27 protein-coding genes and 3 tRNA genes are annotated in these 24,667 nt (G+C 65.9%); 16 read left to right on the plus strand and 14 right to left on the minus strand.

Going from position 1 to position 24,667, the window contains the following annotated elements:
• Positions 1 to 12: 12 nt before the first annotated feature.
• Both HPC46_RS19730 and HPC46_RS19735 read right to left on the minus strand, forming a co-directional pair.
• A complete protein-coding gene (locus tag HPC46_RS19730; RefSeq protein ID WP_005143710.1) occupies positions 13 to 216 on the minus strand; it encodes a cold-shock protein in 204 nt (67 codons plus the stop codon).
• Positions 217 to 292: 76 nt separating this feature from the next.
• Positions 293 to 1,624: a DEAD/DEAH box helicase gene (locus HPC46_RS19735; protein ID WP_179472965.1), complete on the minus strand. Its 1,332-nt coding sequence runs from the start codon at positions 1,622 to 1,624 to the stop codon at positions 293 to 295.
• A 267-nt stretch (positions 1,625 to 1,891) separates the two neighbouring features.
• Here HPC46_RS19735 and HPC46_RS19740 point away from each other — a divergent pair, with 267 nt between their 5' ends.
• Positions 1,892 to 3,142, plus strand: a complete 1,251-nt coding sequence (locus HPC46_RS19740; RefSeq protein WP_179472967.1) for a KasA/KasB family beta-ketoacyl-ACP synthase — start codon at positions 1,892 to 1,894, stop codon at positions 3,140 to 3,142.
• On the opposite strand, the gene HPC46_RS19745 is transcribed toward HPC46_RS19740, so the two are convergent.
• On the minus strand, positions 3,143 to 4,027 hold the full coding sequence (locus HPC46_RS19745; protein WP_179473046.1) for a cyclopropane mycolic acid synthase family methyltransferase: 885 nt from the start codon (positions 4,025 to 4,027) through the stop codon (positions 3,143 to 3,145).
• 13 nt (positions 4,028 to 4,040) lie between these two features.
• The gene (locus HPC46_RS19750) at positions 4,041 to 4,952 is read right to left on the minus strand and encodes a cyclopropane mycolic acid synthase family methyltransferase (protein WP_325096710.1); all 912 of its coding nucleotides are present in this window, start codon (positions 4,950 to 4,952) and stop codon (positions 4,041 to 4,043) included.
• Between the two features lie 74 nt (positions 4,953 to 5,026).
• Here HPC46_RS19750 and HPC46_RS19755 point away from each other — a divergent pair, with 74 nt between their 5' ends.
• Positions 5,027 to 5,578: a class I SAM-dependent methyltransferase gene (locus tag HPC46_RS19755; RefSeq protein WP_179472969.1), complete on the plus strand. Its 552-nt coding sequence runs from the start codon at positions 5,027 to 5,029 to the stop codon at positions 5,576 to 5,578.
• On the plus strand, positions 5,575 to 6,282 hold the full coding sequence (locus tag HPC46_RS19760; RefSeq protein WP_179472971.1) for a hotdog fold domain-containing protein: 708 nt from the start codon (positions 5,575 to 5,577) through the stop codon (positions 6,280 to 6,282). The genes HPC46_RS19755 and HPC46_RS19760 overlap by 4 nt, the downstream gene beginning before the upstream one ends.
• Here HPC46_RS19760 and HPC46_RS19765 read toward each other — a convergent pair whose 3' ends face one another.
• Together HPC46_RS19765 and HPC46_RS19770 are read right to left on the minus strand one after the other, a co-directional pair.
• Positions 6,283 to 7,449 carry an FAD-binding domain gene (locus HPC46_RS19765; protein WP_179472974.1) on the minus strand — a complete coding sequence of 389 codons (1,167 nt, stop codon included), beginning with the start codon at positions 7,447 to 7,449 and terminating at the stop codon, positions 6,283 to 6,285. It lies immediately after the preceding gene.
• Positions 7,450 to 7,592: 143 nt separating this feature from the next.
• The gene (locus tag HPC46_RS19770) at positions 7,593 to 8,441 is read right to left on the minus strand and encodes an NYN domain-containing protein (RefSeq protein WP_179472976.1); all 849 of its coding nucleotides are present in this window, start codon (positions 8,439 to 8,441) and stop codon (positions 7,593 to 7,595) included.
• Positions 8,442 to 8,585: 144 nt separating this feature from the next.
• Here HPC46_RS19770 and HPC46_RS19775 point away from each other — a divergent pair, with 144 nt between their 5' ends.
• Complete coding sequence (locus HPC46_RS19775; protein ID WP_218894405.1) at positions 8,586 to 9,842, plus strand: L,D-transpeptidase; 1,257 nt, start codon at positions 8,586 to 8,588, stop codon at positions 9,840 to 9,842.
• A gap of 165 nt (positions 9,843 to 10,007) precedes the next feature.
• Positions 10,008 to 11,276 carry a L,D-transpeptidase gene (locus HPC46_RS19780; RefSeq protein WP_325096711.1) on the plus strand — a complete coding sequence of 423 codons (1,269 nt, stop codon included), beginning with the start codon at positions 10,008 to 10,010 and terminating at the stop codon, positions 11,274 to 11,276.
• 812 nt (positions 11,277 to 12,088) lie between these two features.
• Here HPC46_RS19780 and HPC46_RS19785 read toward each other — a convergent pair.
• Complete coding sequence (locus HPC46_RS19785) at positions 12,089 to 12,523, minus strand: hypothetical protein (protein ID WP_179472978.1); 435 nt, start codon at positions 12,521 to 12,523, stop codon at positions 12,089 to 12,091.
• Positions 12,524 to 12,595: 72 nt separating this feature from the next.
• Here HPC46_RS19785 and HPC46_RS19790 point away from each other — a divergent pair, with 72 nt between their 5' ends.
• The 3 genes from HPC46_RS19790 to HPC46_RS19800 all read left to right on the plus strand — a co-directional run bounded on the left by HPC46_RS19790 (position 12,596) and on the right by HPC46_RS19800 (position 16,055).
• Complete coding sequence (locus HPC46_RS19790) at positions 12,596 to 12,769, plus strand: hypothetical protein (RefSeq protein ID WP_179472980.1); 174 nt, start codon at positions 12,596 to 12,598, stop codon at positions 12,767 to 12,769.
• Positions 12,770 to 12,963: 194 nt separating this feature from the next.
• A complete protein-coding gene (gene usfY, locus HPC46_RS19795; protein WP_179472982.1) occupies positions 12,964 to 13,272 on the plus strand; it encodes a protein UsfY in 309 nt (102 codons plus the stop codon).
• 380 nt (positions 13,273 to 13,652) lie between these two features.
• Complete coding sequence (locus HPC46_RS19800; protein ID WP_179472984.1) at positions 13,653 to 16,055, plus strand: IniB N-terminal domain-containing protein; 2,403 nt, start codon at positions 13,653 to 13,655, stop codon at positions 16,053 to 16,055.
• A gap of 73 nt (positions 16,056 to 16,128) precedes the next feature.
• Here HPC46_RS19800 and HPC46_RS19805 read toward each other — a convergent pair whose 3' ends face one another.
• Together HPC46_RS19805 and HPC46_RS19810 are read right to left on the minus strand one after the other, a co-directional pair.
• A complete protein-coding gene (locus HPC46_RS19805) occupies positions 16,129 to 16,869 on the minus strand; it encodes a glucose 1-dehydrogenase (protein ID WP_179472987.1) in 741 nt (246 codons plus the stop codon).
• Between the two features lie 36 nt (positions 16,870 to 16,905).
• Entirely contained in the window at positions 16,906 to 17,694 is a 789-nt protein-coding gene (locus HPC46_RS19810; RefSeq protein WP_179472989.1) for a bestrophin-like domain, read from the minus strand.
• A gap of 63 nt (positions 17,695 to 17,757) precedes the next feature.
• On the opposite strand from HPC46_RS19810, the gene HPC46_RS19815 reads away from it, so the two are divergent.
• Positions 17,758 to 18,546 carry an alpha/beta hydrolase gene (locus tag HPC46_RS19815; RefSeq protein WP_179472991.1) on the plus strand — a complete coding sequence of 263 codons (789 nt, stop codon included), beginning with the start codon at positions 17,758 to 17,760 and terminating at the stop codon, positions 18,544 to 18,546.
• A 75-nt stretch (positions 18,547 to 18,621) separates the two neighbouring features.
• Here the strand turns inward: HPC46_RS19815 and HPC46_RS19820 are convergent, their stop codons facing one another.
• From HPC46_RS19820 to HPC46_RS19840, 5 genes are all read right to left on the minus strand, one after another.
• Entirely contained in the window at positions 18,622 to 19,212 is a 591-nt protein-coding gene (locus tag HPC46_RS19820) for a TetR/AcrR family transcriptional regulator (protein ID WP_179472993.1), read from the minus strand.
• Positions 19,213 to 19,215: 3 nt separating this feature from the next.
• Positions 19,216 to 19,914: a crotonase/enoyl-CoA hydratase family protein gene (locus tag HPC46_RS19825; RefSeq protein WP_179472995.1), complete on the minus strand. Its 699-nt coding sequence runs from the start codon at positions 19,912 to 19,914 to the stop codon at positions 19,216 to 19,218.
• A 75-nt stretch (positions 19,915 to 19,989) separates the two neighbouring features.
• On the minus strand, positions 19,990 to 20,799 hold the full coding sequence (locus HPC46_RS19830) for a DUF8453 domain-containing protein (protein WP_179472997.1): 810 nt from the start codon (positions 20,797 to 20,799) through the stop codon (positions 19,990 to 19,992).
• A gap of 63 nt (positions 20,800 to 20,862) precedes the next feature.
• Positions 20,863 to 21,564, minus strand: a complete 702-nt coding sequence (locus HPC46_RS19835) for a glycoside hydrolase family 25 domain-containing protein (RefSeq protein WP_179472999.1) — start codon at positions 21,562 to 21,564, stop codon at positions 20,863 to 20,865.
• 37 nt (positions 21,565 to 21,601) lie between these two features.
• Positions 21,602 to 22,318 carry an MBL fold metallo-hydrolase gene (locus HPC46_RS19840; RefSeq protein ID WP_036422101.1) on the minus strand — a complete coding sequence of 239 codons (717 nt, stop codon included), beginning with the start codon at positions 22,316 to 22,318 and terminating at the stop codon, positions 21,602 to 21,604.
• 145 nt (positions 22,319 to 22,463) lie between these two features.
• On the opposite strand from HPC46_RS19840, the gene HPC46_RS19845 reads away from it, so the two are divergent.
• From HPC46_RS19845 to secE, 7 genes are all read left to right on the plus strand, one after another.
• Positions 22,464 to 22,536: transfer RNA gene (locus HPC46_RS19845), tRNA-Thr, on the plus strand.
• 61 nt (positions 22,537 to 22,597) lie between these two features.
• Positions 22,598 to 22,671, plus strand: a tRNA-Met gene (locus HPC46_RS19850).
• A 43-nt stretch (positions 22,672 to 22,714) separates the two neighbouring features.
• On the plus strand, positions 22,715 to 22,882 hold the full coding sequence (gene rpmG / locus HPC46_RS19855) for a 50S ribosomal protein L33 (RefSeq protein WP_005143733.1): 168 nt from the start codon (positions 22,715 to 22,717) through the stop codon (positions 22,880 to 22,882).
• Positions 22,883 to 22,977: 95 nt separating this feature from the next.
• Positions 22,978 to 23,406, plus strand: coding sequence for a (3R)-hydroxyacyl-ACP dehydratase subunit HadB (hadB, locus tag HPC46_RS19860; RefSeq protein ID WP_179473001.1), 429 nt, complete (start codon positions 22,978 to 22,980; stop codon positions 23,404 to 23,406).
• 2 nt (positions 23,407 to 23,408) lie between these two features.
• Positions 23,409 to 23,921, plus strand: coding sequence for a (3R)-hydroxyacyl-ACP dehydratase subunit HadC (hadC, locus tag HPC46_RS19865; protein ID WP_179473004.1), 513 nt, complete (start codon positions 23,409 to 23,411; stop codon positions 23,919 to 23,921).
• A 131-nt stretch (positions 23,922 to 24,052) separates the two neighbouring features.
• Positions 24,053 to 24,125 (plus strand) — tRNA-Trp (locus tag HPC46_RS19870).
• A 101-nt stretch (positions 24,126 to 24,226) separates the two neighbouring features.
• Positions 24,227 to 24,664 carry a preprotein translocase subunit SecE gene (secE, locus tag HPC46_RS19875; protein ID WP_179473006.1) on the plus strand — a complete coding sequence of 146 codons (438 nt, stop codon included), beginning with the start codon at positions 24,227 to 24,229 and terminating at the stop codon, positions 24,662 to 24,664.
• Positions 24,665 to 24,667 lie beyond the last annotated feature (3 nt).

Here is a 24,667-nt window from a genome sequence, read left to right on the forward strand (position 1 = left end):
TTTGGGGTCCGGTCAGACCGCAGAAACCTGCGTCGCCTGGGGGCCCTTGGGTCCCTGTCCGACCTCGAACTGAACTCGCTGGTTCTCCTCGAGCGACTTGTAGCCGCTGCCCTGGATTTCCGAGTAGTGAACGAACAGATCCTGGTCGCCACTGTCGGGAGCGATGAAGCCGAAGCCCTTTTCGCCGTTGAACCATTTCACAGTTCCCTGTGCCATCTATCTTTCTTCTCTCATTCAGATGGATGTCGTAAAACATCCGCTGCTCGAACCGGCGGGACCGCCGGAACGAAATCTACTTGGCGCCCACCGCGGAGCGCGGCCGGCGGGAGCGCCGACGGCCACCCTGGCTGGGCTGCCCGCCGCCGCCCTGACGGGCCTGGCCGCCACCGGGCCGGCGTTGGGCGGGGGCGCGACGCTGCTGCTGCACGGGCGCCGGCGCCGCCGGCGGGGCCTGGTACGGAGCAACCTCGCCGACGAGTGCCTGGACCGGCTCGGAATCGGCTGAAACCTGTTGCGGCGTCGCCTTGATACCGGCCTTGCGTAGAAGCGCCTGCGTATCGCGGCGCTGCTCGGGCAGAACCACGGTCACCACGTCACCGGCCCGTCCCGCTCGCGCGGTCCGACCCGAGCGGTGCAGGTACGCCTTGTGCTCGGCGGGCGGATCGATGTGCACCACGAGCTCCACGTCGTCGACGTGGACACCGCGCGCAGCGATGTCGGTGGCGACCAACACCCGCGCGGTACCGGCGGCAAAAGCCGCCAGGTTGCGGTCGCGAGCAGGCTGAGAAAGGTTGCCGTGCAAGTCAACTGACGGAATACCGGCCTGCGTGAGCTGCTTGGCCAGCTTGCGGGCGTGATGCTTGGTGCGCAGGAACAGGATTCGCCGTCCGGTACCGGACGCCAGCGTGTGCACCAGATCCTTCTTGGCGTCGGCGCTGGCCACATGGAACACGTGATGGGTCATCGCGTCCACCGGCGACTGGTCGGAGTCGACCGCGTGCGACACCTGGTTGCGCAGGAATCGGGTGACCAGCTTGTCGACGCCGTTGTCCAGCGTCGCCGAGAACAGCAACCGCTGCCCGCCGGCCGGCGTGGCCGCCAGGATCCTGGTGACGCCGGGCAGGAAGCCCAGGTCGGCCATGTGGTCGGCCTCGTCGATCACCGTGATCTCGACGGCGTCGAGGGTGATCAGGCGCTGGCGCATCAGGTCTTCGAGCCGGCCCGGGCAGGCGACGACGATATCGACACCGGCCTGCAGCGCCTTGACCTGCTTGTTCTGCGGTACTCCGCCGAAGATGGTGGTGACCCGCAACCCGGACGCCTCTGCCAGCGGTTGCAGCGCGGCGGTGATCTGGGTGGCCAGCTCACGGGTGGGTGCCAGCACCAGACCCGAGGGCCGCGACGCACGTCGCGTGGTACCGGTCAGCCGGCTGACCAGCGGAATGGAGAACGCCAGCGTCTTGCCGCTGCCGGTCTTGCCCCGGCCCAGCACGTCGCGACCGGCCAGTGTGTCTGGCAGCGTCGAGACCTGGATCGGGAAGGGATGGGTGATTCCGTTGTCGGACAGGGCGCGCACCAGGGGTGCGGGCACGCCGAGGTCCGCAAAGGATTGTTCGGTTGTCATGGTGCCTTTCGGGCATCGGGTATGTGGCGAGATTGCCGGTGGGCAAAATCGATCGCCGCGAGACTGTGTGCTTGGGGGCACTACATCAGCTGAACTCGGTTTCCGGATTCCGGAAGTGCCGGTGAAGTGAAGGTGTTCCACGACGCGGTTGACGACTTCTTCGTGACGCCAACGTTGCGACCAGCATAGCAGTACCGGGCAGGTTATAAATCCCGCGCAGGAGGGTATGCCGCGCGTCACACGACGCCATCGAAGGGCCAACCGGGGATGACAGCATTGCGGACGGGTGAGGGTCTCACCGATGTCGTGGTCACCGCGGTGACCTCGACCACCGCGTTGGCTCCCGACGCCGAGGAGACCTGGCATCAACTGCTCGAGGGCAGTAGCGGTATTCGTCAGCTCGACAAGTGGTTTGTCAGCGAGTGCGAATCGCCCGTACGCATCGGCGGAGCCCTGCGCGAGGACTTCGACCAGGAGCTCAACCGCGTCGAGCTTCGGCGCCTGTCCTACCTGGGCAAGATGGCCACCGTCTTGGGTCGGCGGCTGTGGGCGGCGGCCGGCTCGCCCGACGTCGATACCCGTCGGTTGCTGGTCTCGATCGGACTCGCTCTGGGCACTACCGAAGAGATCGCCCGGCAGTTCGGCGCTTTTGAGGCGCGCGGCCTGCGGGCGATGTCGCCGCTGGCGATCCAGATGTACATGCCGAACGCGCCCGCTGCCGCGGTAGGGCTGCAACGAAGCGCCAAAGCCGGCGTGATCGCCCCGGTGATGGCCGACGCATCCGGGTCCGGCGCGATCGCACAGGCATGGCGGCACATTGTCATGGGCGAGGCCGATATCGCGATCTGCGGCGCGGTCGAGACGTGGGTCGAAGCCGTTCCGGTCGCCGCGTTCAACGAGCTGGGCCTGATGTCCACCAACAACGACGATCCGCCCGGCGCCTGTCGTCCTTTCGATCGGTATCGGGAGGGCATGGTGCTCGGCGAAGGCGGCGCGTTGATGCTCATCGAAACCGAAGCGCACGCGAAGGCCCGAGGTGCGCCGATCCTGGCCCGCCTCATGGGTGCATCGACGAACTGCGACGCCCACGACGCCGTCCAACCGGACCCCACCGGTGAAACCGCCGCAGCCGCCATCGCCCGCGCGGTCGACTTGGCCGGGCTGCAGCCAGCCGACATCGATCACGTCAATGCGCACGCCACCGGCACGACCCTCGGCGACCTCGCCGAGGCCCGCGCCATCCGCCGCGCGCTCGGGGGTCATGACCCCGCGGTCTATGCGCCCAAAGCCGCTCTGGGGCATTCACTTGGTGCCGCGGGAGCTGTGGAGGCAGTGCTGACCGTGCAGGCCTTGCGCGACGGCGTTGTTCCGGCGACGCGCAACGTCAAAGTCGTCGATCCCGAGATCGGTCTGGACGTGGTGGTCGACCAGCCGCGCCGCGGCGACTACCGCTATGCGATAAGCAATTCCATGGGCCTAGGCGGCTACAACGCGGTGCTGGCGTTCGGCGCCCCGTGATCAGCGCTTCACCAGGGTGAACTGTCCGACTTCGGATATTCCGCGGGCGAAGAAGTCCGAGCACCCCACGAGATAGCGCATGTAGCGGTCGTAGACCTCGACCGAGGTCACGTCGATCGCCTGCTGGCGGGCGGCTTCCAACCGCTGTGACCAGATATCGAGGGTGCGTACGTAATGCGGCGTGAGGGAGTCCAGGTGAGCCACCGAAAACCCGGCCTGCTCGGCGAATTCGACGACGTCTTCGTCGCACGGCACCGCACCGCCCGGGAAGATCTCCTTGGCGATGAACCGCATGAACTTCAGGTCCGACATCACGATCGGGATGCCCAGCTCCGGCCAGCGTTTCAGCGGATGACCCATGATGGTCTGCAATACCATTCGCCCGTCATCGGGCATGACCCGATGGCAGGTGGTGAAGAATGCCGCGTACCGGTCTTTCGGAAACGCCTCGAACGCTTCGATACTCACGATCCGGTCGACCGGCTGGTCGAATTCTTCCCAGCCGCGCAACAGGATTTGCCGTGACCGATCGGTCTCGACAGCGTCGAGTAGCTGTTGGCCCAGGGCGCACTGATTGCGGCTCAACGTCAATCCGAGTGCGTTCGTGTCGAAACTTTGCACGGCGCGCTTCATCGCCGAGCCCCAGCCGCAGCCGATATCGAGCAGGGTCATCCCGGGTCGTAGATCCAACTTGCCCAATGCCAGATCGATTTTCGCGAGCTGGGCATCTTCCAGCGTCATGTCGTCGCGTTCGAAGTACGCGCAGCTGTACGTCCGCGACGGGTCCTGGAACAGTCCGAAGAAGTCGTTCGAGATGTCGTAATGCGCCTGGACATCCTCGTATGCTGGCCTCAACTGTGTTGAGCCGGAACCACTTTCCGTCACCACGACCTCCAGGCTAGCTCACTGACTTTTGGCACGTGAACTGGCAAACGTCGGTGTAGCCGGTCCGGAAGAGATCGGCGCATCCGGTCAGGTACTTGTGGAAGCGTTCGTAAACGGCTTCTGAGGTGATCGCGACGGCCTCGTCGTGCTTGGCTTCCAGGTTGGCTGCCCAGGTGTCCAGTGTGCGGGCGTAGTGCGGCTGCAGATGTTGTTCGCGAGTGACGTCATAGCCGGCCGTCACGGCATGCTGCCTGACCATCGACGCCAGCGGCAGCCGGCCACCGGGGTAGATCTCGTCCATGATGAATTTGATGAACCGCACCCGCGACATGGTCAGCGGCAAGCCCTTGGCTTTGATCTCAGCGTCCTCGGGAATGATGATCGTGTGTAGCAGCATCGCCCCGTCATCGGGCAGCCAGCTGAACGTCTTCTTGAAGTAGTCGTCGTACTTGTTGAACCCGAAATGCTCGAAGGCGCCGATCGATACGATCCGGTCTACCTTGCCGTCGAACTCCTCCCATGGCTGCAGTCGGACTTCCATGCTGCGACCGGTGTCGATGTTCGGGAATCGGTTCTGCTCGATGTGCTGCTTCTGGTTCTCCGACAACGTCAGCCCGATGACGTTCACGTCGTACTTCTCCACAGCGCGCTGGATGGTCGAGCCCCAGCCGCAGCCGATGTCCAGCAGTGTCATCCCCGGCTGTAGATCCAGCTTCCCCAACGACAGGTCGACCTTGGCCATCTGGGCTTCTTCGAGCGTCATGTCGTCACGCTCGAAAAATGCGCAGCTGTAGGTCTGGGTGGGGTCTTGCCAGAGCCTGAAGAACTCATTGGAGATGTCGTAGTGAAACTGAACTTCCTGCTTGTCCGAACCTCGCGTCTGCGACGCGGACTTGGACAGCCACAGAGACTCCGCATTCGACATCCGTCGCGATTACCCGCTTATGAGAATCTCAATCCCCGCGGGGTGCACCGGTTCCGGCGTCTACCGTGAGCGACGTGGCCGAGGCTGATCGCGTCCGCTGGGACGAGAAGTACGCGAACAAGACCGGCGGTTCACCCCGCCTGCCCGACGTCTTCGCACCGTACGTCGATGCCCTCCCGACGGCGGGTCGTGTGCTGGATCTGGCGTGTGGCGCCGGTGCGGCAGCGGTCTGGCTGGCCGAGCGCGGCTTGACGGTGTGGGGGGTCGACGTCTCTGCCGTCGCGATCGAGCGGGCGCAGGAGTTGGCGAACCGCCACGGGGTCAGCGAACGGTGCCGGTTCTGCGTCGCCGATCTCGACGAGGGTCTGCCGCCGGGGCCGCCGGTCGAGATGGTCCTTTGCCATCGGTTTCGCGACCCGCGGCTGTACCAGGCGATGGTGGACCTCTTGGCACCCGGCGGATTGCTGGCAATCAGCGTGCTCAGCGAGGTGGGCGCGGAGCCGGGGTTTTTCCGGGCTGCAGCAGGGGAACTCGACGTCGCGTTCGCACGTCTGCAGGTGCTCGCCGCAGGCGAAGGCGACGGTCAGGCGTGGCTGCTGGCTCGGGTGAAAGGAGACCGGTCGTGAGCGAGCCGTCCTTGATGCTCGGCGGGCGCTTCAACGGTCCGCCCGGAAGCGCCAACGGCGGGTACGCCTGCGGCGTGATCGCCGGCCGCGTCCCGGCCGATCTGGTCGAGGTGAGGCTGCTCAAACCACCCCCGCTGGACACCGCGCTTCTGGTCGAAGAAACGGGGCCGGTGTACGAGGTGCGCCCGGCAGGTGGGGACGTGGTGGCGGTGGCGAAACCGGTCGACGAGCCCGTCGAGGTGCTGCCGCCCGTCCTGGACATCCCCGCTGACGCAACGGATGCGGTGGCCGACGCCAACCATCCGTTTCGCAGCTGTTTCACCTGCGGCCCCGACCGCGAGGCCGGTGACGGGCTGCGGATCTTCGTCAAACGGCTTCCCGGACAATCGGTTCTGGCCGACCGGTGGACTCCGGACGAAACGCTGGCCGACGATGGCGGCGCCGTGCGGCCCGAGATCGTGTGGGCAGCGCTGGATTGCCCCGGCGGGTGGGCGGCGTTCAACCGCATCCCCGGCGGTGTCGCGGTTCTCGCCAGGATGACGGCGCGCATCGACCGGGTCCCGCGGATCGGGGAGCAGTGCGTGGTGGTAGCGACCTCGGACTGGCATGACGGCCGCGACATCGGCGCACGTTCCGCGCTCTACACCGCCGACGGGGAACCACTGGCGGCGGCCCGCGCGGTGTGGATCGACTCGACCGCCTGACTAGATCCCGTAGTCGGGCAATTCGAAGTCGTCGCGGATGTCGCCGGCGAACATCTTCAACAGCGGGCCGAAGTTCATCGCGCGCATCGCCAGATTGCGAAACCGCAATCCGAACGTGGTGCGGGTGGCGAAGAAGCCGATGAAGCGCACCGCGCCGGCTTGTTTGGACTCCACGAACGGGCGCAGCTTTCGTTCGTACTGCTCGAAGGCCTGCCGATGGTCGCCGCCCGCACGACTGAGCTCACCGGCCAGGACGTAGGCCTCCGTCATCGCCAGGCCGGTGCCCTCGCCTCCGAGCAGCGAGATACAACCGGCGGCGTCTCCGAGGAGCAGGACGCGGCCGCGTGACCATCGGTCCATCCGGATCTGGCTGACGACGTCGAAGTAGATGTCGGCCGCCCCGTCGAGAGCCGCCAGCATCGCCGGGCATTCCCAGCCTGCGTCGCCGAATTCGTTGCGCAGCTGTTCCTTCGGCGAGGTGGCCGGACCGTCGCGGTCGGCACGAAAGATGAACAAGAACAGCGTGCGGTCGCCACGCAGCGCGAATCTCCCGGCTTGCCGGTTCGCCGTGTTGTAGGTCAGGTACACCAACTCGTCGCGCGGCCGGTAGCCGTCGACGACGCACGCCGCCACCTTGCAGCCGAGATAGCGCTCGACGGTGCGTTCGTCGCCGAAGACCAGGCGGCGCACATTGGAGTGCAGACCATCAGCCCCGATCAGCAGGTCGAATTCCCGTGCCGGCGACGTGTCGAAGGTGAGCCGGACGCACTCGCCGGTGTCCTCGACCGTTGCGATGCTGTCGTCGAAGATCGTCTCGACCTGGTCCTCGACGGTTCGATAGACGGCCGCGGCCAGATCACCCCGAGGCAGGCTGGTGAAGTCATTGCCGATCAGGCGACGCACGCCGGCGACACGCAGGTCGGCCTTGATCTCTCCGCGAGCACCCACCGAACGGACGTGCTCGACCTGATAACCGGCCGACAGAATGCGGTCCTCAATACCCATGCGTTTGGCTGCCTGGTACCCGACGCCCCAGAAATCGATCATGTAACCACCGGTACGAAAGGCCGGTGCCTTCTCGATCAGAGTCGGTGTGTGGCCTGTGCGGTGCAGCCAATGGGCGAGGGCGGCACCGCCGACACCCGCGCCGCTGATGGCGATTTTCACGTCGTCAATTGTCGCGCGATCGCGGCGGGGAGATCCAGGGTGTTGTTGCGGAGTCAGAAACCTGCGCGGACACCTCGCAGTCCGGCGAACCTGGTGGGATCACCGAAACATCTTCTTGTGCAGCACTTTTCAAATTCCGTCTCCTAGCGGAGCTTGACCATCCGCGTGGTGGAGCTCTCGTCGAGCTCCACGACATCGGTGCGGGATCGCAGGAAGTCGCTGAACGACTTGAAGCCCAACGACTTCTCCGAAAACGACGGGTCCATCCGCTTCATCTGTGCTTTGACCGCGGAGTTGTGCAACCAGTCGGCGTCGTCCTTCTCCAGGCCGATCTGCAACGCCCGCTCCAGCAGCGCGGTGGCCACGGCTTGCGGATCCGGCGGTTCAGCCTCGGACTTCGTGCGTTTGGCCCGCTTGGCAGGCTGTGCGGCATCCGGTGGTTGGAACACCGGCACCCCGGGCAGCGAGTCGTAGATGACGAACTCGTCGCAGGCCGCGGCCAGGGACCGGCTCGAGGAGCCGGCCACACCGATCCCGACGACGTGGCGGCCCAACCGCTTGCAGCGCTGGGCGAGCGGGATGTAGTCGGAGTCGCCGGCCACGATCACCACGTGGGTGAGGTCGGGCAACCGGAACATGTCCTCGACCGCGTCGACCGCCAGCCGGATGTCGGCGGCGTTCTTGCCGTACGCCGCGGCGGGGAACAGCTGCACCAGGTCCACCGCCCGTCCCACCAGTTGTTCGCGGTATTCGGCGTTGACGTCGGCCGACCAGTCGGCATATGCCCGGGTGAGCACCACGGTCCCGAACGACGAGGCGAAATCCAGGATCGCGCCCACATCGACACGCGCACGGGTGAGCTTCGCCGCCTCCAGACCCTTGGCCTTGTCGCGCTGAAAAGAGTTGCGGCCGTTCACCTGGTCGTAGCGCGAGATGACGATGTTGTCGAAGTCGAGGTACACCGCGACACGGGCAGCACCGGGTTCGGTCATGTGCTCGAGTCTTGTCCATGTTGTGACGCGGCACGCGCCTTTGCCCGAACGCGACGGCCCCTGGCGCCGTCTATGCTTCAGGGGCCCGATAAATCATCGGTATCCCGGCAACAGTGGCCGACCTCTTAGTCATGGAGTGACCAGTTGAGCTTTAGTCGTCGTGCCCGTGGGGCGTGCCTCGGCGTCGTGCTGGCGGTGCTGGCAGTGCTCGGTGGTGTCGTCGTCTCCGCTGCGCCGCGCTGCCCGCAGCACTGCCGCACCGAGGCCGCGGCCCGCGACCCGCAGCCGGCGCCGTCGAAGGACCCGGCCGCCGTCACGCTCACGCCCGCCGACGGGGCTACCGATGTCGACCCACTGGGCGGGATCACGGTCGTCGCCACGAGCGGCATGCTCACCCACGTCACGATGGTCAACGACGCCGGCAAACCCATACCCGGTGTCGTCACCCCCGACTTCAAGACCTGGAAGCCCACCGTGCCGCTCGGATATGGACGCAGCTACACCCTCAAGGTCGACGCCCGCGGGCCCGGTGGCGTCCCGTCCGAGCTGTCGTCGACGTTCCAGACCCTGGTGCCCAGCGATCAGAGCGAGGTGTACCTGACCACGCCGGCCGGCCATCCGCTCGACGGCGGCCGGTTCGGAATCGGCACCGTCGTCGTCGCCCACTTCGACGAGCCGATCGCCGACCGGGTGGCCGCCGAGAAACACCTCTCGGTGACCACCAACCCGCCGGTGCGCGGATCGTGGTACTGGGTCGACGAGCAGAATGCCCATTGGCGCCCGGAAAAGTATTACGCCCCAGGCACTTCGGTGAACGTGCGGGCGGACGTCTACGGCGTCCCACTCGGCGCCGGGCTGTACGGCGAAGAGGATTCCAGCGCGGCGTTCACCATTGGCGACGCGCACGTCGCCGTGGCCGACGACATCACCAAGCAGGTCAGCGTCTTCGACAACGGCCAGCTGGTGCGCACCATGCCCACGTCGATGGGCCGGGGCGGCTCGGAGACGATCGGTGACCAGACGCTGACGTTCTGGACACCACCCGGCGTCTACACCGTCATGGACAAGGCCAACCCGGTGATCATGGATTCCTCCACCTACGGGCTGCCGATCAACTCGCGGCTGGGTTACCGCGAGACCATCCCGTACGCGACTCGCATCAGCCCCGACGGCATCTATCTGCACCAGCTGAACGCGACGGTGTGGGCGCAGGGCAACACCGACACCTCACACGGGTGCCTGAACCTCAGCAGCGAGAACGCCGCGTGGTTCTACGACTTCTCGGTGCCCGGCGACGTCGTCGAGGTCCGCAACACCGGCGGGCCGCCGCTGCAACTGATCCAGAACGGCGACTGGACGTTGCCGTGGGGCGAGTGGCTCAAAGGCAGTGCGCTGCACTGAGATGCCGGCCGAAAAGTTAAATTCCGCTAATGATTGGATGTTTGCTGCTGGTGACGGCCGCATCAGCTCTTTTCAAGTGACCAGACGGTGCCGTGGCCGTCTATGATCTCAGGCGTCAAAGATGACGCCGGCAACTCATCGTCGACCAGCTCTGGAGTGATTTCGGTGGTCTTTTCCCGTCGCGCATGCACGGCCGTCCTCGTGGTGGGCCTGCTGCTCCTCGGCGTTCTCGGGAGCGATGTCGCCGGGCTGCCCGGGTGCCGGGACGGGTGCAAGACCGCGACCGCCACAGCGCAGGTGCAGTTGCCGCCGGCACCGCCGAAGCCGCCGCTGCTGGGGATGGCCCCGGCGAACGGCTCGGCCGACCTCAACCCACTGAGCCGGGTGTCCGCACAGGTGGTCGGCGGCAGTCTGACGAGCGTCTCGTTGGTGGACGACTACGGCAACAACCTGGCCGGGGCGCTCTCCCCAGACGGGACGTCGTGGCAGCCGACCATGCCGCTGAAGTATGGGCGCACCTACACCATGCAGGTGGCCAGCCAGGGCGCCAGCGGGGTGCCACTGTCGCGGACCACCACCTTCACGACCGCCTCGCCGAACAACCTCACCCAGGTCTACCTCGAGACGCCCGGCGGGTTGCCGATCCACGAAGACGTGCGCTACGGCATCGGCACGATCATCGCGGCACGCTTCGACGAGCAGATCACCGACAAGGCGACCGCCGAACGCAATCTGGTGGTGACCACCAACCCGCCGGTGCCGGGCTCCTGGTACTGGGTCGACGACAAGACCGCGCACTGGCGGCCGGCGAAGTACTACGCCCCGGGCACGACGGTGTCCGTGGCCGCCAACATTTTCGGGCTGAAACTCGGGGATGGGCTCTACGGCAACGAAAATGCCAAGGCCACCTTCACGATTGGCGATGCGCACGTCTCCATAGCGGATGACACGACCAAGGTCGTCAGCGTGTTCGACAACGGCAAGCTGGTTCGGGCGATGCCGACGTCGATGGGTCAGGGTGGCTACCAAACCATTGCCGGGCGCACGTTTTCGTTCTGGACGCCGCCCGGGGTGTACACGGTGATCGACAAGGCCGAGTCGGTGACGATGGATTCGTCGACCTACGGTCTGCCGGTGGCCTCCTCGATGGGCTACAAGACGAAGATCCCGTACGCGACGCGGATCAGCACCGACGGCATCTACCTGCACCAACTCAACGACACCCGGTGGGCGCAGGGCAACACCAACGTCTCGCACGGCTGCCTGAACCTCAACGGCGAGAACGCGTCCTGGTTCTTCGACTTCTCCCAGCCCGGTGATGTCGTGGAGGTCAAGAACACCGGTGGCCCGGGCCTGGAGATCTGGCAGAACGGCGACTGGACGGTGCCGTGGGGCGAATGGCTGAAGGGCAGTGCGCTCACGCCCAAGCCGTGAGCTTGATTGCGACACTGCGAAATTGCATTACCGGTGGTGGCTGGATACCAGTTTCACGATTGCGCTCGCTTGTTGGCGCTCCTGGCCGAGCCGGCGGTGCCCCGAGGCTTGTTCTCGGTAGACGTCTTCGCAGTCGCCCGGGCACCGGACCGGTGGACCGCTGCACGTTGTTTGGCTGGTGGACTTGGATTGGCAGTCCGCTTCGAGCCGGCCTGGCCTCGATTTACGTCGCGAACGTGGCGAGTGGTTTGGGCTACCGCCGGCGGTTGCGTCGCTGGCCGCGTGTTCGCACCGGTTGCGGCGAAGGGGCCAAATGCATAGGCGATCGCGAGCACCGGGGCTACCGCGTAAATGCCGACCGAAAAGATAGCGAGCTCGCGGATGCCGCCTCCGGGATAGAGGAGGTTCTTGAGCCCATAGGCCAGGAATACGCTGATCGGTGCGGTAATCGGAAAGCCGACATACCAAACCGGCGTCAACGCGATTGCGCCCGCCAAGATGAGCGCATTACGAAGCACTGTCTCGGCAGAGGCGTTGGCTTGCGGGGCCGACGCTGCGGTGCGGTGGGGCGCGGTGGTGGTGCGTGTGGTGGCGCCTGTGAGCTCGGCGGCGCTGGCTCGCAGCTGTATCGCAGGGACGTGCACTGGCCGTGGGATCGAGGGCTGCGTCGTGTCTGCGGGAAACACCAGCGCTAGAGCGACAACGGCGGAGGCGCCGACAGCAATGAGACGAGATGCGCGGTGACGCGCGCTAGACGATTCGTACATAAGTCCCCCCGGATATGTCGACGCCCTCGCGCCGAAGCTGTGATTTCAATCGCTGGTTTTCGTGGGTCGGGCCGAACGGGCTGTGCCCGACTGCTTCTTCTCGGTAGAAGCCTTTGGGGCGCTCTTGGCATTGCGATGGGTCGCCGGTTTGCGGTCGGCAGCCCGCGACGAGCTGGCAACCGCACCACGCTTGGCGCGGTCATCTTGGCGCGGCGCTCGGAATGGTGTCGACCGGTTGGCCCGCGAAGCTGAGCTGGATTCCGCAGCGGCAGAAGCTGTTTGCGGGAGGAGGCCTGAAGAGATCGAGTCAAGAACCACTTTCAGCGGAGACAGGAAGACATCCACGGCGCTCAGAACTAGCTCGACCGGCGGGATTGGTGTCGTTCTGCCGAAACGTTGTAGCACGGCCACGACGGGGCTGAGCGGCAGGGTGACGGGGAAGGCTGCGTACCAGAGCACCGCGAAGAAGACCTGGTTCACAAAGAGCACCGGATCAAACGCGGGCTGATCCGCCGCGGTGGTACGGCTGGGTGCGGTGACTCTGGTCGTGGTGTGCGCGACTGCGCTGCCGGCGTCTGCGGTGAGGGCCTGCAGCTGTATCGCAGCGAGGTGAACCGTCCGTGGGAAGTCGGGGTGCGCCGTGCCTGGTGCGGTCACGAGGCCTACGGAGACGATCGCTGCAGCCCCGACGGCTGCGAGACGACCCGTGCTGGTGGTAAGGCCTGATCGACCCATTGTGACCCCCCCGGGCAGTGTCGGCTGCCGGCCAGCGTAAATGACGGATACGTCAAATCCAATCATTTGTTGCAAATGAACGCGGACACGCGGCGAGCACAGCGAATTCGGCGGCGCGCGGCGGTGTGATCCGGCTCACAGGAGGCGTAGCCTTGAAGGCGTCTCTGAGAGGGAAGGGAGACACGATGAAGGGTGCATATCGCGATCCGATCGATCATTCCCGAACAACGCAGCCCCATGCTGGTGAGTCGTTCATCGACACGTTGTGGCTGCCCGGCCTGTTCCTCATCGCGCTGGGTGTTGTGGGGTTGGCCGGCATCATCGCGGCGCTGGCCTACAACCACCACGAGTTGCTGTTGATGCTGGGATCGGTGGTGGCGGGTCTGCTGATTGTGGGTGCGCTGCTGATCATGGCCGAGCATCAGCGGGTCAAGCGTGTTGAGCGTCGCTGGTTGGCGGATCACCCCGACCGTACGCACTACCACGCGGCGTAGCGGGGTTGTCGGCGCTCGAGCGGCCGGGGCATGCCCGGGCGCGTACTAGGACTTTGCCGGCACAGAATATCGATCGACGTGCGAATTTACGTACTCAGTGATTTGCTGATAATTACCTGCATGTCAATTTTCCGGTAACGGTTGTGAATCAGTTCACAATCTGCGGTTGAACTCGTTTCGCCCTGTGAACAGTATCGATACCGATCCTATCGATGGTGTTCTGCAAGACGCGCGGTACACGCCCTAGCGATCCCCTAATCCCCTAACGGGGATTGCTGGGATATCCCGGTACCACCCGTATCGGGTAGGGGACCGCGCCCCATTTCGGGGTGCTCGTGATCTTCATACCGTGAGTAGCAATCACCGGAAGGAACTTCCCAATGGACAACCTGCTGCAATTCATCCTCGACCTGTTCAACAACGAATCGGCCGCGCAGAACTTCGTCGCGGACCCCAATGCTGCGCTGGCCAACGCCGGGCTGGCCGGGGTCAGCCCCGAGCAGATTCGGTCTGTCGCGGCCTCGGCCGTCCCCGGGCTGGACCTCGTCGGCGGCGACCCCGTCTCCGGCCTGGCACAGGCCGTATCGAACCAGTTCGGTTTCGCGCCAGTGGAAGGCATTGTGCCGACCGTCCTTTCGGCCCCCGCCGCGGCCGCCAATGTGATCAGCGACCAGGCGCTGGACTTGGGCGTCGACGGCGGTTCATCGTTGGCCGCCGCAGTGGGCGACGGCATCGGCATCGGCCTGGGCCAAAGCATCGGTGCCGGACTCGGCGCCGAGCTCGGTGGCGGCCTGGGCATCGGCGGTGAGACCGGCGTCGGCCTCGGTACCGGGCTCGGCGGCGGTTTCGGAACCGGCCTGGGCGCCGGCGTTGGCGCTGGTTTCGAGGCCGGAATGAGTGTCGAGGTGGAAGCGGGCTTCCACGCGGGCATGGGCGCCGAACTCGGCGGTGCTGCCGGGGTGGGCGGTCAGACCGGGCTTGGTCTGGGCACCGGCTTGGGCGGCGGCTTCGGCGCCGGTGGTGGTGCCGAGCTGAGCAGTGGCTTCGAGGCCGGCCTCGGTGCCGAGATGGGCATGGGCTTCAACGCCGGTATGGGCGGCGAAGTCGGCGGTGCTGCCGGGGTGGGTGGCCAGACTGGGGTTGGTCTGGGCACCGGCTTCGGTACGGGCTTCGGTGCTCACGGTGGCGCTGAGGTCGGCGGCGGCTTCGAGAGCGGTGTTGAGCTTGGTGGGCACAGTGGCGTTGGCCTGGGCACTGGTATCGGTGTAGGCGGTGGCGTCGAGGGTGGTGCTGAGCTTGGTGGTGGTTTCGACGCCGGGCTTGGTGGCGGCTTCGGCGGCGCCGCGGGAGCTGGCGCTGCGGCCGGCGCGGGCGCGGGCGGTGGCGCGCACATCGGCGGCGGCTCGAACATACACGCGCAGAGCGGCTTTGGCGCACAGGGCGGCGGACAGTTCGGCGGTAGCGCAGGAGCAGGCAGCGGTTTCGCGGCCGGCGGCGGCAGCCAGTTCGGCGGCGGCGCGCACATCAACGATCGCGCTCGCGTCATCGACGCCAGCGGCGACGCCGATGCCGAACGGCGCGCCACGCTGAGCGGCTCGGCCGGTGGCGGCGGCTCGGTGAGCGCCGGTGCCGGCGGTGCGACCAATGTCGGAACCGGTTTGAGCGCACAGGAAAACGCGAGCTTCACCAGCACGTCCAACGTCGGCTTCAGCAGCCCGCTCGGCGGCGCGAGCCTCGGCAACACGACCGCTGCCGCCGGTGGCGGAGCGATCGGCGTGGGTGGCGCAGGCCTGACCGCGGCCGGCAACACGGCGATGAACACCACGACGGCAGCCTCATTCGCGGGACCGTTGGGCGGTGCCACCGCCAGCGCGCAGGCGGCGGCGAGCAACACTGCGGCCGTGAGCTTCCTGCACGATGACGGCGCGGCGCTGGGTGGCCAGACCAACCTCGGTGGCGGGTTCACCGGTCAGACCAACCTCGGCGGCGGCTTCGGTGGCCAGTCCAACCTTGGCGGAATGTTCGGTGGACAGACCAACGCAGGCGGATCGCTGGGCGGGCACACCAACGCTGAGGCAGCCTCTGCGGTCGAGGCGAATGCCGGTGGGCATACCGGATTCACCGGTGGCTCCAGCATCGCCGGTGGCGCCGGCGCCACCGGGGGCGCCAGCGGCACCTTCCTCAACCACGAGGCGACGAACCTGAACCTGCACAACTCCGTGCAGGCGGGCGGATCGGCGAGCGGTGGGGCGTCTGCGGATCATGTGGCGGTCGGCGGAAATGGCGCTTTCCAGAACACCTTTGGCGGCCAGGCCAACATCCTGGGCCAGGATTCTGCGGCCCTCGGTGGGCACGGCACGGTCAACACAGGAGCCGGCGCCACGGCGTCGACGACAACCCACGGTTCGACGACCACCCCGTCGCAGAGCAGCGTCATCCACACCGAAGGATCCACCGCCGCAGGTGGTTCGGCGAGCGCCGGCTCCAACGGCGGCTCGGTGATCACCACCTCGCAGGGCAGTGCGAGTGGTGGTGGCTCCGGCTCGGTCGGGACCTCGCACAGCTCGGCCTCGGCTGATCAACACGCGGCCATCGACTCGTCGAGCCACGCGGCGGCGACCACGGCGCCAGATCACTCGGCCTACGACCAGTCGAGCCATGCGAGCACCGACTACTCGAGCCACTCGCTGTACGACACCAGCCACGACAGCTCGGCCTCACACACCCAGGCGAGCACCGATGTGTCGTCGCACAATCAGGCCGATCACCACATGGGCTTCTGACCCGAAGACCTGACACAAAATCGGCGGGGACCGCATGGTCCCCGCCGATGTGTTTGTGCCACAACGAATTCACTCAAGGCATCCGGTGCGGCACATCGGTGATCAGACCGCCGTCCATGACGAACTCCGCACCGGTGGTGAACGATGATTCGTCGCTGGCCAGAAACAGCACGAACGTCGACACCTCACGGGGCTCGCCAAGGCGACCCATCGGGGCGGCTACCAGATCGTCGGGCATGTGCGCGGTCATCGGCGTGCGGATCATTCCGGGATGCAGCGAATTCACCCGAATGTTGTTGGCGGCCAGTTCGAGTGCAGCTGATTTGGTCAGTCCGCGGATCGCCCACTTGGAGGCGACGTAGCCGTGGTTGCCCGGCGTGCCGCGCATGGCCTGGATGGACGACATGTTGATGATCGACCCACCGCCGGCGTCTGTCATCGGCTCGATCACCGACTTGATGCCGAGCATCGTGCCGGTGAGGTTGACGTCGATAACCCGTTGCCAGCGTTCGCGTTCGAGATTCTTCAGCGTGCGCCGGTACACGATGCCCGCGTTGTTCACCAGGACGTTGAGAGCGCCGAACTCACGCAGGGCCAGCGCCACGGCCGCCGACCAGTCGTCGGGATCGGAGACGTCGAGGTGGATGTAACGGGCGGCGTCGCCGAGTTCGGCGGCCACCGCCGCGCCCTCCTCGTCGAGAAGATCGCCGAGGACCACCCGGGCACCCTCGCTGACCAGGAGCCGGGCATGTTCGGCCCCCATCCCGCGGGCGGCACCGGTGATCAGGGCAACCTTGCCCTCGACACGTCCCATGGGCGGCACGGTACCGCGCATCGGGCCCGGGCAGTTCTACTTGGCCGCTAGCTGAGACCAGGTGTCCAGCACGTGCTGGTAGGCCTCGGGTGACACCGCGATCGAGCCGACGAACGGGTGCTCCATGGCGAACGTCAGATAGAGGACGAATGCCAGCAGCGAGCCGGCGAGCGCGATGAGTGCCCCGTGCACGACGACGTCGGGGGAGGGGAACATGTAGGTGAACAGCAGCATCACCATCCCGCCGCCGAGCAGCAACACCCACAACTCGCCGGGAATCTCCGATTGGCTGCCGGAGATTCGGGTCTTCCTGGCGTTGCCCAGCTCGTCTAGTCGCGTGATCGACTCCTGGTAGAACGCGATCTCGCGTTGGGAGACCGGTTCGATCTTCAGGTAGTTTCGCCACACGTCGGTCAAATGGTCGGATTGCTGCTCGATGGTCTCGCCGTGGCGCATTCTCGGAAACTCGTCATCCACAACGTCATTGGTGTAGGCGATCAGACTCTGCTGGAGCGCCGGCCGGTTCGCGGCGGGCAGGCCTGCGGAATCGCGCAGCAGATCGGAGATCGCGATGGCTTCGGCTTCGGTGCCCCGTTCGGCGGAGTTCAGCTGTTCCCACACCACCACGACCACGAAGGCCACCAGCACCGCGTAGAGCACCCCGGCCAGATCGAAGACGTGCCCGGCGACCGAACCGGTGGCCGCCAGCCGCTGCTGAGGAAGGAAACGGCGGGTCAGCACCAGCCCCAATACGGCGAAGCTGACCGTGATGATGACGACGACCAGACCCACGAGCGGTGCGGGCAGCTGCAGGAGCCAGATCACCAACGACGGATTGCCACTGCATTCGCCCGCCAAACAGCGACGTCGCGGATAGGGTCAGCGGCTGTGCTGGAGGTAATCGACAAGGGCGGGGACACCGCCACCCACACCACGCCGCTGTTGTTCGTGCACGGTGCCTTCCACGGGGCGTGGTGCTGGGACGACCACTTTCTGGACTACTTCGCCGAGCGCGGCTATCACGCAGTCGCCCTGAACCTTCGCGGCCACGGTGGCAGTCCGCTGCCGGCGCCGATCAACGAGTGCACTGTCTTCGACTACGTCCAGGACGTGAACGCGGTCGCCGAGCGGCTGCCGGTGCGGCCGGTGGTCATCGGACATTCGATGGGCGGATTCGTCGTGCAGAAGTACCTGGCCGTGCACCGGGCTCCCGCCGCGATCCTGGTCGCCTCGGCGCCGCCGACCGGGATCGCTCCCGCGACGGTCCGGGTGGCCTGCCGGCACTGGCGCAGCTCGCTGCGCACGCGTTCATTCAGCAGGCCGCTGGATTTCTTTGCCGCGCCGGGTGTTTCGCGGGCAACGTTCTATCACGACGCGACACCGGACGAGGTCGTCGCCGCCTGTACGTCGCGGTTGGGGCCCGAGAGCGCCCGCGTGCTCTACCGCGATCTGCTCTACCGCCACCTCGCGCGGCCCAAACAGGTGAGCGCCCCCGTGCTGGTGCTCGGCGCCGAGCTGGACGGGTTCTTCACCCCGCGGGAGGTGGCCGCCACCGCCCGGGCGTACGGCACGCAGGCGGTGATGTTTCCCGGTATGGGCCACAACATGATGCTCGAGCGCGGCTGGGAAGCCGTCGCCGACCGGATCGACAGCTGGTTGACAGTAACGCTGCGCTGAGGCGGCGCCGAGCGTGCGTGAAATGCGCGCGACGTCGGCGTGTCCCTGTACCGACGCGCACGCTCGCGGATGGAATCAGGAAGCAAACCCCGCCAGCACCGCCTGCACGCCGATATCCCAGCGCCGGTTGACCGATTCCGCGGAGGTACCCAGCCACCGCCCGGCTTCCTGGACCGCCAAACCCTGTGCCAGGGCGAGCAATACGTGCGCGATGTCCACCGGGTCGCCGGCGAGCAATCCGGCGTCGGTGCACCGCCGCACCTTGCCGACGAGGATCTCCCGCACCGTCGGCGCGGCCGCCAGCTGCTCGGGATCGGGGTCGAGCTCCTGGAACGGCCGGCTGAACATCACCCGCGCCAGCGGGGGATAGTCCAGGCAGAACCGGCGGAACACCGGGATCACCGCCCGCAGGTCGGCCAACGCGTCGGCGGTTTCGGCGATCGCGGTGAGTTCGGTGCCCAACCTGCGGAACCCCTCGAAGAACACCGCCCGCAGCAGGCCGTCCTTGTCGGAGAACAGCTCGTAGACCGCGGGCACCGAGGTGCCGGCCCGTTCGGCCACTCGCCGGGTGGTGAAGCCGGACATGCCGTCTTCGCACAGCGTGCTCACCGCCACGTCGACCACGCGGTCGCGCAGCTCGGGGGTGCGCTGCTTGACCCTGGGCACGGACTAGGACAGCCCGAACTCAGAGGCGATGTTGTCGATGCCTTCCCGCATGGCGTCCAGCGTGGCCTGGCGAGCGCGCATCTTGCTGGCCACGTGTGCCCCGGCGTTCAGCGTGGTGAACTCCCGGGCGGCTTCTTCGGCGCGCTCGAGCACCGCGTCGTTCAGCACGATCTCATCCACCCAGCCACCGGCCAGTGCGGTCTCGCCGAGGAAGTTCTTGGCCAGCCCGACCGCCTGCTGATAGGCCGACGGGGTGAGCCGGAGCCGCATGACCTCGAGCGCGGGGTAGGGCAGCACCATCCCGATCGCCACTTCGTTGGCTTGAAAGTTGTAGGTGGGACCGGTAATTCGATGGTCGGTGCTGCACGCCAGAAATGACCCCATGGCGATCGCGTGCCCGGTGATCGCTGCGACGACGGGCTTGGGGAACGACAGCAGCCGGTGCGACAGGTTGAACCCGTCCTGAAGCATGGCGATAGATGCCTGGATGTCACCGGAGCGGAACACCTTCAAGTCGAAGCCGCCGCTGAAGACGCGCTCGTTTCCGGCGATCACCACCGCGCCGGCCTCCTCGGCAAGCGCACGGTCCAGATTTTCGTTGATCTCGGCCAACATGGCCGGGCTCAGCACGTTGACCTTGCCGTCGTCCATCGTCAGCACGGCGATCGCGTCGTCCTTGCGATAGCTGACCGAACCGCTCATGGATGCTCCTTCGTCGCAGCGTCTACTTTCGTACCGACGTTACGTAACGAAGTTCCGATTGCCAAGAGGCAATCGCTAGCCGTGTCGGGGGAGCCGGACCACTTCGGTGGGGTGCTCGAAACGTTCCCGCCGCCACCGGCTCTGCGTCTCCTCGGCGGCGCGCTTCATCCGGTCGATCTCGCTGCGCAGCACGTCGACGCGAGCTTCTTTGGTGGCGTAGTGGAAGTAGTCGAGGGTGTTGCGCAGCAGTTCGAGCTTCTCGCGCTCGCGCTTGGCGAGATCGTGGCCGGTCATCATCTCGATGCGGCGCGCCGGTTGCAGCGCATCCCAGTCGAGGGCGACCTTGGTGCGGTACACCGTGCGTTTGCGCCCGAAGGTCCTGGCCCACCAGCCTTCCGGTGCCGGGCGGTCATAGTAGGAGACCACCCCTTCGAAGCGCGACTCGATCGACGAGCCGAACTGGCTGCGATCCAGTGTCGAATCCCAGATGGTGCGCCATTCCTGCGTGGGTGCCAGCTCTGGAATGCTCTGTGGCAGAGCGAGTTCCACGATGTCGGTGAACCCGTCCTCGGAGTGCTCGTAGCGAGCCACGGTCGGCGCCTTGTCGAAGGTGAACCCGACGTCGTAGGCGGCCGTGCTCCCGAAGTTGCGCACGGCCAGTTCGATGACATGCCAGTCCGCGGCGTGCGGCTCCATGACCATTGCGACGTGCGGTCGCGTCTGTTTGGCGTTCGTACTCTGTTGTCGACGGATCTGCCGATGCGTGTACAGCAGCGCCGCCAGCCCCAGCAGCACTGCTGCCCAGGCGGCCACCGCCAGCCACGTGCCGGCCCCGACTCCGGTTACATCTCCCCACAGATCCGCGAGATCACTCGCGTTTCCCACCCAATGCTTATATCACGGCAAACTGGCCACTGCAGTATTGACGCATCTGAAAGTTATTGTGGCTCAGGAAAACCGGCGCAGCGCGGCGAATGGGCTGGAGGCCGCGAGCGCGCGCCGCCGCCGGGCGGCCAAGGTGACCGGCAGAACGGCAGGTATGCCGCAGGCCTGGGCGAACTGCTGTGCGGTGAGTCCGTCGGCAGAGTTCATATCGCAGCGGCCGAATGGGGGAGCGCCCTCGGGAAGCCCGCCGCCGTAGCCTTGCCCGTCGGTGTACTGGTGGGCGACCTTGCCGGGGTATGGCGGATTCGAGCCGTAGGCCGCGACCACCAGGCGGATGCCGGCCGGTCGGGTGGGCCACAAGCGATTGAGGTCACCGATGTTGCCGTAGCCGATCACCTTGGCGGGCGAGCCGACGTAGGCGCCCACCGCCTCGTATGCGGCGTTGATCCCGTCGGACTGGTCACCGGAGATCTGCCCGCCCCACGACTCGACGTCGATCATCACCGCCATCCGTGGATGTGGTGCGCGCACTTGGGATGTGAACGTGTCGACGGTTTCTTTCCAGTTCTGCCGCCAAACGAAGTAGACGATGAAGAACGTCAGCCGCCCGCTGTCCACGTTGCGCAGACACCAGCTGTAGTTGTTCACCCATCGACGGTCGCGGTAGGTGCCGTCATTGGAACGGATGCACAACACCGGATGGGGGTAGCTGTCGTTGACGCCGACCTGCCATTCGGAGACGTCGGCGTAGAGGGTGTCGGCCACGGGAGAAAGGCTTACCCGCCAACCGGACTGGTGAACCTCAAGCGCCCATGAGTGAGCGCCACTGGTCCAGGGTGGACACCTTGTAGACGTAGTTGGAGCGCTTGACCTCCGAGAGGCTGGCGCTGGGCTCGATGGAATACCAGTGCCCGGGGAACACCGTCGGATCATCGGAGAGCGCGGCCAGCTGCTGCAGGCTGCGGAACATCTCGTCGACGTCGCCGCCGGGGAAATCGGTGCGGCCGCAGCCATCCAGGAACAGCGTGTCCCCGGCCACCAGGCGGCCGTCGAGCAGGAAGCACTGGCTGCCCGGCGTGTGACCGGGGGTGTGCAGCAACTCGATGTCGATGGCGCCGACCTCGACCTTGTCGCCGTGCTCGTGTGCGGTCAGGCTGCTCATCGGAATACCGGTCACCCGAGACACATAGAGGGCTTCGTGGGTGTTGACGTGGACGGGCACCTCGACCCGCTCGAGCAGCTCGCTCAAGCCGGCCAAGGTGAAGCCCATCATCGATCCGCCGACATGGTCGGGGTGGTGGTGGGTGACCAGCACACCCGACAGATGCATGCCGTCGGCCTCGAGGGTGTCGAGCAGATCACCGGCGGCGTAGGCCGGGTCGACGACGACGGCGTCGCCCGTCTCGCGATCGCCGATGAGGTAGGCGAAGTTGCGCATCTGCTGCGCCATCATGTCGCCGGCGGCGAAGTCCCGGCCGGAGAGCAACTGCCGGAAATACAGACGGTCCGTCGATGCCATGGCCCTAAGAGTAGGTGTTGGACCTGCGGCACTCACTGCCGCCGGGGGTCAGTTCGCCGCCTCGACGTGCGGTTTGGCTGAGTCCAGCCGCAGGCTGTACCCTCTTTAAGGCCCACGCCGCGCGATACTTTGCGGCGAGGGTCAGGCCCCCTTAGCTCAGTCGGTAGAGCGTTTCCATGGTAAGGAAAAGGTCAACGGTTCGATTCCGTTAGGGGGCTCGGTGGACACTCGGATATCTCGGCTGACCTCTGGGCGCGGAGTTCCGCAAGTGCCTATCGGGGCGGTGTAGCTCAGCTGGTTAGAGCGCACGACTCATAATCGTGAGGTCGGGAGATCGAGCCTCCCCACCGCTACTAGCAGTAGACGTAAACGAGAACGTGAAAGAAGGCAACGAACGTGGCCTCCAGTACTGACGTACGGCCGAAGATCACTTTGGCCTGCGAGGTGTGCAAGCACCGCAACTACATCACCAAGAAGAACCGTCGCAACGACCCTGATCGGCTCGAGCTGAAGAAGTTCTGCCCGAACTGCGGTCAGCACCAGCCGCACAAAGAGTCGCGCTGACTTGCCGGCCGTCTTCCGGCGGCCGGTAAACGCAGAAGAGACCCACGCGCCGCTTGCCCGGCGGCGTGAGTAAGACGGAAAGAGTGGCTTCAACGATGGCACTGCGTGAGTTCAGTTCGGTCAAGGTGGGCGAGGAGCTGCCCGAACGGGTCATTCATCTGACTCGAGCCGACCTGGTCAACTACGCCGGCGTATCCGGTGACCTGAACCCGATTCACTGGGACGACGAGATCGCCAAGCAGGTCGGCCTGGACACCGCGATCGCTCACGGCATGCTGACGATGGGCCTCGGCGGCGGCTACGTGACGGCCTGGGTGGGCGACCCGGGCGCGGTGACCGAGTACAACGTGCGTTTCACCGCCATCGTGCCGGTGCCCAACGACGGCGTCGGCGCTGAAATCCTGTTCACCGGAAAGGTGAAGTCGGCCGATCCCGAGACCAAGACGGTGACGATCGCACTGATTGCCACCACCGGCGGGAAGAAGATCTTCGGCCGCGCCGTGGCGATCGCGAAGCTGGCGTAACCATGGCACTCAAGACTGATATCCGCGGGATGGTGTGGGAGTACCCCGACACGTTCGTGGTGGGCCGTGAGCAGATTCGCCAGTACGCAAAGTCGGTGAAATCGACCGATCCGGCCTCGATGGACGAGAAGGCCGCTGCCGAACTCGGGCACTCCGGCCTGGTGGCGTCGCCGACGTTCATGTCGATCCTCGCGGTGATGATCCAGAACCACTTCTTCCAGCATGTCGACATCGGTTTGGAGACGTTGCAGATCGTTCAGGTGGACCAGAAATTCAGGTTCAACCGGCCGATCGTCGAGGGTGACTCCGTGCGCGGCACGATGTACATCGAGTCTGTCGAGGAGCGCTTCGGCGCCGATATCGTCACCACCCGTAACGTCCTTGTCGACGAGCGCGGCGAGGTGATCATGGAGTCTTTCACCACGCTGATGGGCCACGAGGGTGACAACTCCATCTCGGCGGGCTGGGATCCGGAGACCGGACAGGTACTCCGCAAGCCTGTCACTCACGACTGACGGCGGATTAACACCTGCCCGATGTGCCGTTGTACACTCGGACCTCGGGGTTTTCCCAGATAAGCGCGCTGTCCGTCGGTTCGGGTTGACCGAACGGGGAGCGCGCGAATCATGTGGGGCTCCCTTTGCAGAGGGGCGTAGCTCAACTGGCAGAGCAGCGGTCTCCAAAACCGCAGGTTGCAGGTTCAAGTCCTGTCGCCCCTGCAATAACTGAATAAGACTGGTTTGGAACATGGTGGACACTGGAGAGTGCACACCGGGCTGGAGTGCTCAGCCCAGACACACTCGACACAAAGGAGCATGCGGTGAGCGACGAGCGCGACAGTGCTGACGCCGCAGGCGAAGGCGGCGAGGACACCGGCGGCCAGGCCGTCGTCGTGAGCCGGCCCGCGCGTCCCACTGGTAAGCGGTCCCGGGCCGGCGGTGCCACCGCGCTGGCTGAGCCCGAGGAAGCCGAATCGACCGCCGAGGAACTGGGCGTCGAGAAGGACACGTCCGCCAAGAAGTCCAAGAAGGCGAAGAAGGCCAAGTCCGGGCCTGGAAATGCCGGGCGCAACCCGATCCTGTTCGTCTGGAATTACCTGAAGCAGGTCGTTGCCGAACTGCGCAAGGTGATCTGGCCGAACCGCAAGCAGATGGTCAGCTACACCACCGTGGTCTTGCTGTTCCTGGCCTTCATGGTGGCCCTGATCGGCGGGGTCGACCTGGGCCTGGCCAAGCTTGTGCTGTGGGTGTTCGGCTAGCGA

Source organism: Mycolicibacterium vinylchloridicum (genome assembly GCF_013404075.1).
Classification (GTDB): Bacteria; Actinomycetota; Actinomycetes; order Mycobacteriales; family Mycobacteriaceae; genus Mycobacterium; species Mycobacterium vinylchloridicum.

Coding starts and splice junctions, on each gene's coding strand:
- HPC46_RS19730 (WP_005143710.1), bottom strand. CDS start 216: ATGGCACAGGGAACTGTGAAATGGTTCAACGGCGAAAAGGGCTTCGGC.
- HPC46_RS19735 (WP_179472965.1), bottom strand. CDS start 1,624: ATGACAACCGAACAATCCTTTGCGGACCTCGGCGTGCCCGCACCCCTG.
- HPC46_RS19740 (WP_179472967.1), top strand. CDS start 1,892: ATGACAGCATTGCGGACGGGTGAGGGTCTCACCGATGTCGTGGTCACC.
- HPC46_RS19750 (WP_325096710.1), bottom strand. CDS start 4,952: ATGTCGAATGCGGAGTCTCTGTGGCTGTCCAAGTCCGCGTCGCAGACG.
- HPC46_RS19770 (WP_179472976.1), bottom strand. CDS start 8,441: ATGACCGAACCCGGTGCTGCCCGTGTCGCGGTGTACCTCGACTTCGAC.
- usfY (WP_179472982.1), top strand. CDS start 12,964: ATGAAGGGTGCATATCGCGATCCGATCGATCATTCCCGAACAACGCAG.
- HPC46_RS19800 (WP_179472984.1), top strand. CDS start 13,653: ATGGACAACCTGCTGCAATTCATCCTCGACCTGTTCAACAACGAATCG.
- HPC46_RS19805 (WP_179472987.1), bottom strand. CDS start 16,869: ATGGGACGTGTCGAGGGCAAGGTTGCCCTGATCACCGGTGCCGCCCGC.
- HPC46_RS19825 (WP_179472995.1), bottom strand. CDS start 19,914: ATGAGCGGTTCGGTCAGCTATCGCAAGGACGACGCGATCGCCGTGCTG.
- HPC46_RS19840 (WP_036422101.1), bottom strand. CDS start 22,318: ATGGCATCGACGGACCGTCTGTATTTCCGGCAGTTGCTCTCCGGCCGG.
- hadB (WP_179473001.1), top strand. CDS start 22,978: ATGGCACTGCGTGAGTTCAGTTCGGTCAAGGTGGGCGAGGAGCTGCCC.
- hadC (WP_179473004.1), top strand. CDS start 23,409: ATGGCACTCAAGACTGATATCCGCGGGATGGTGTGGGAGTACCCCGAC.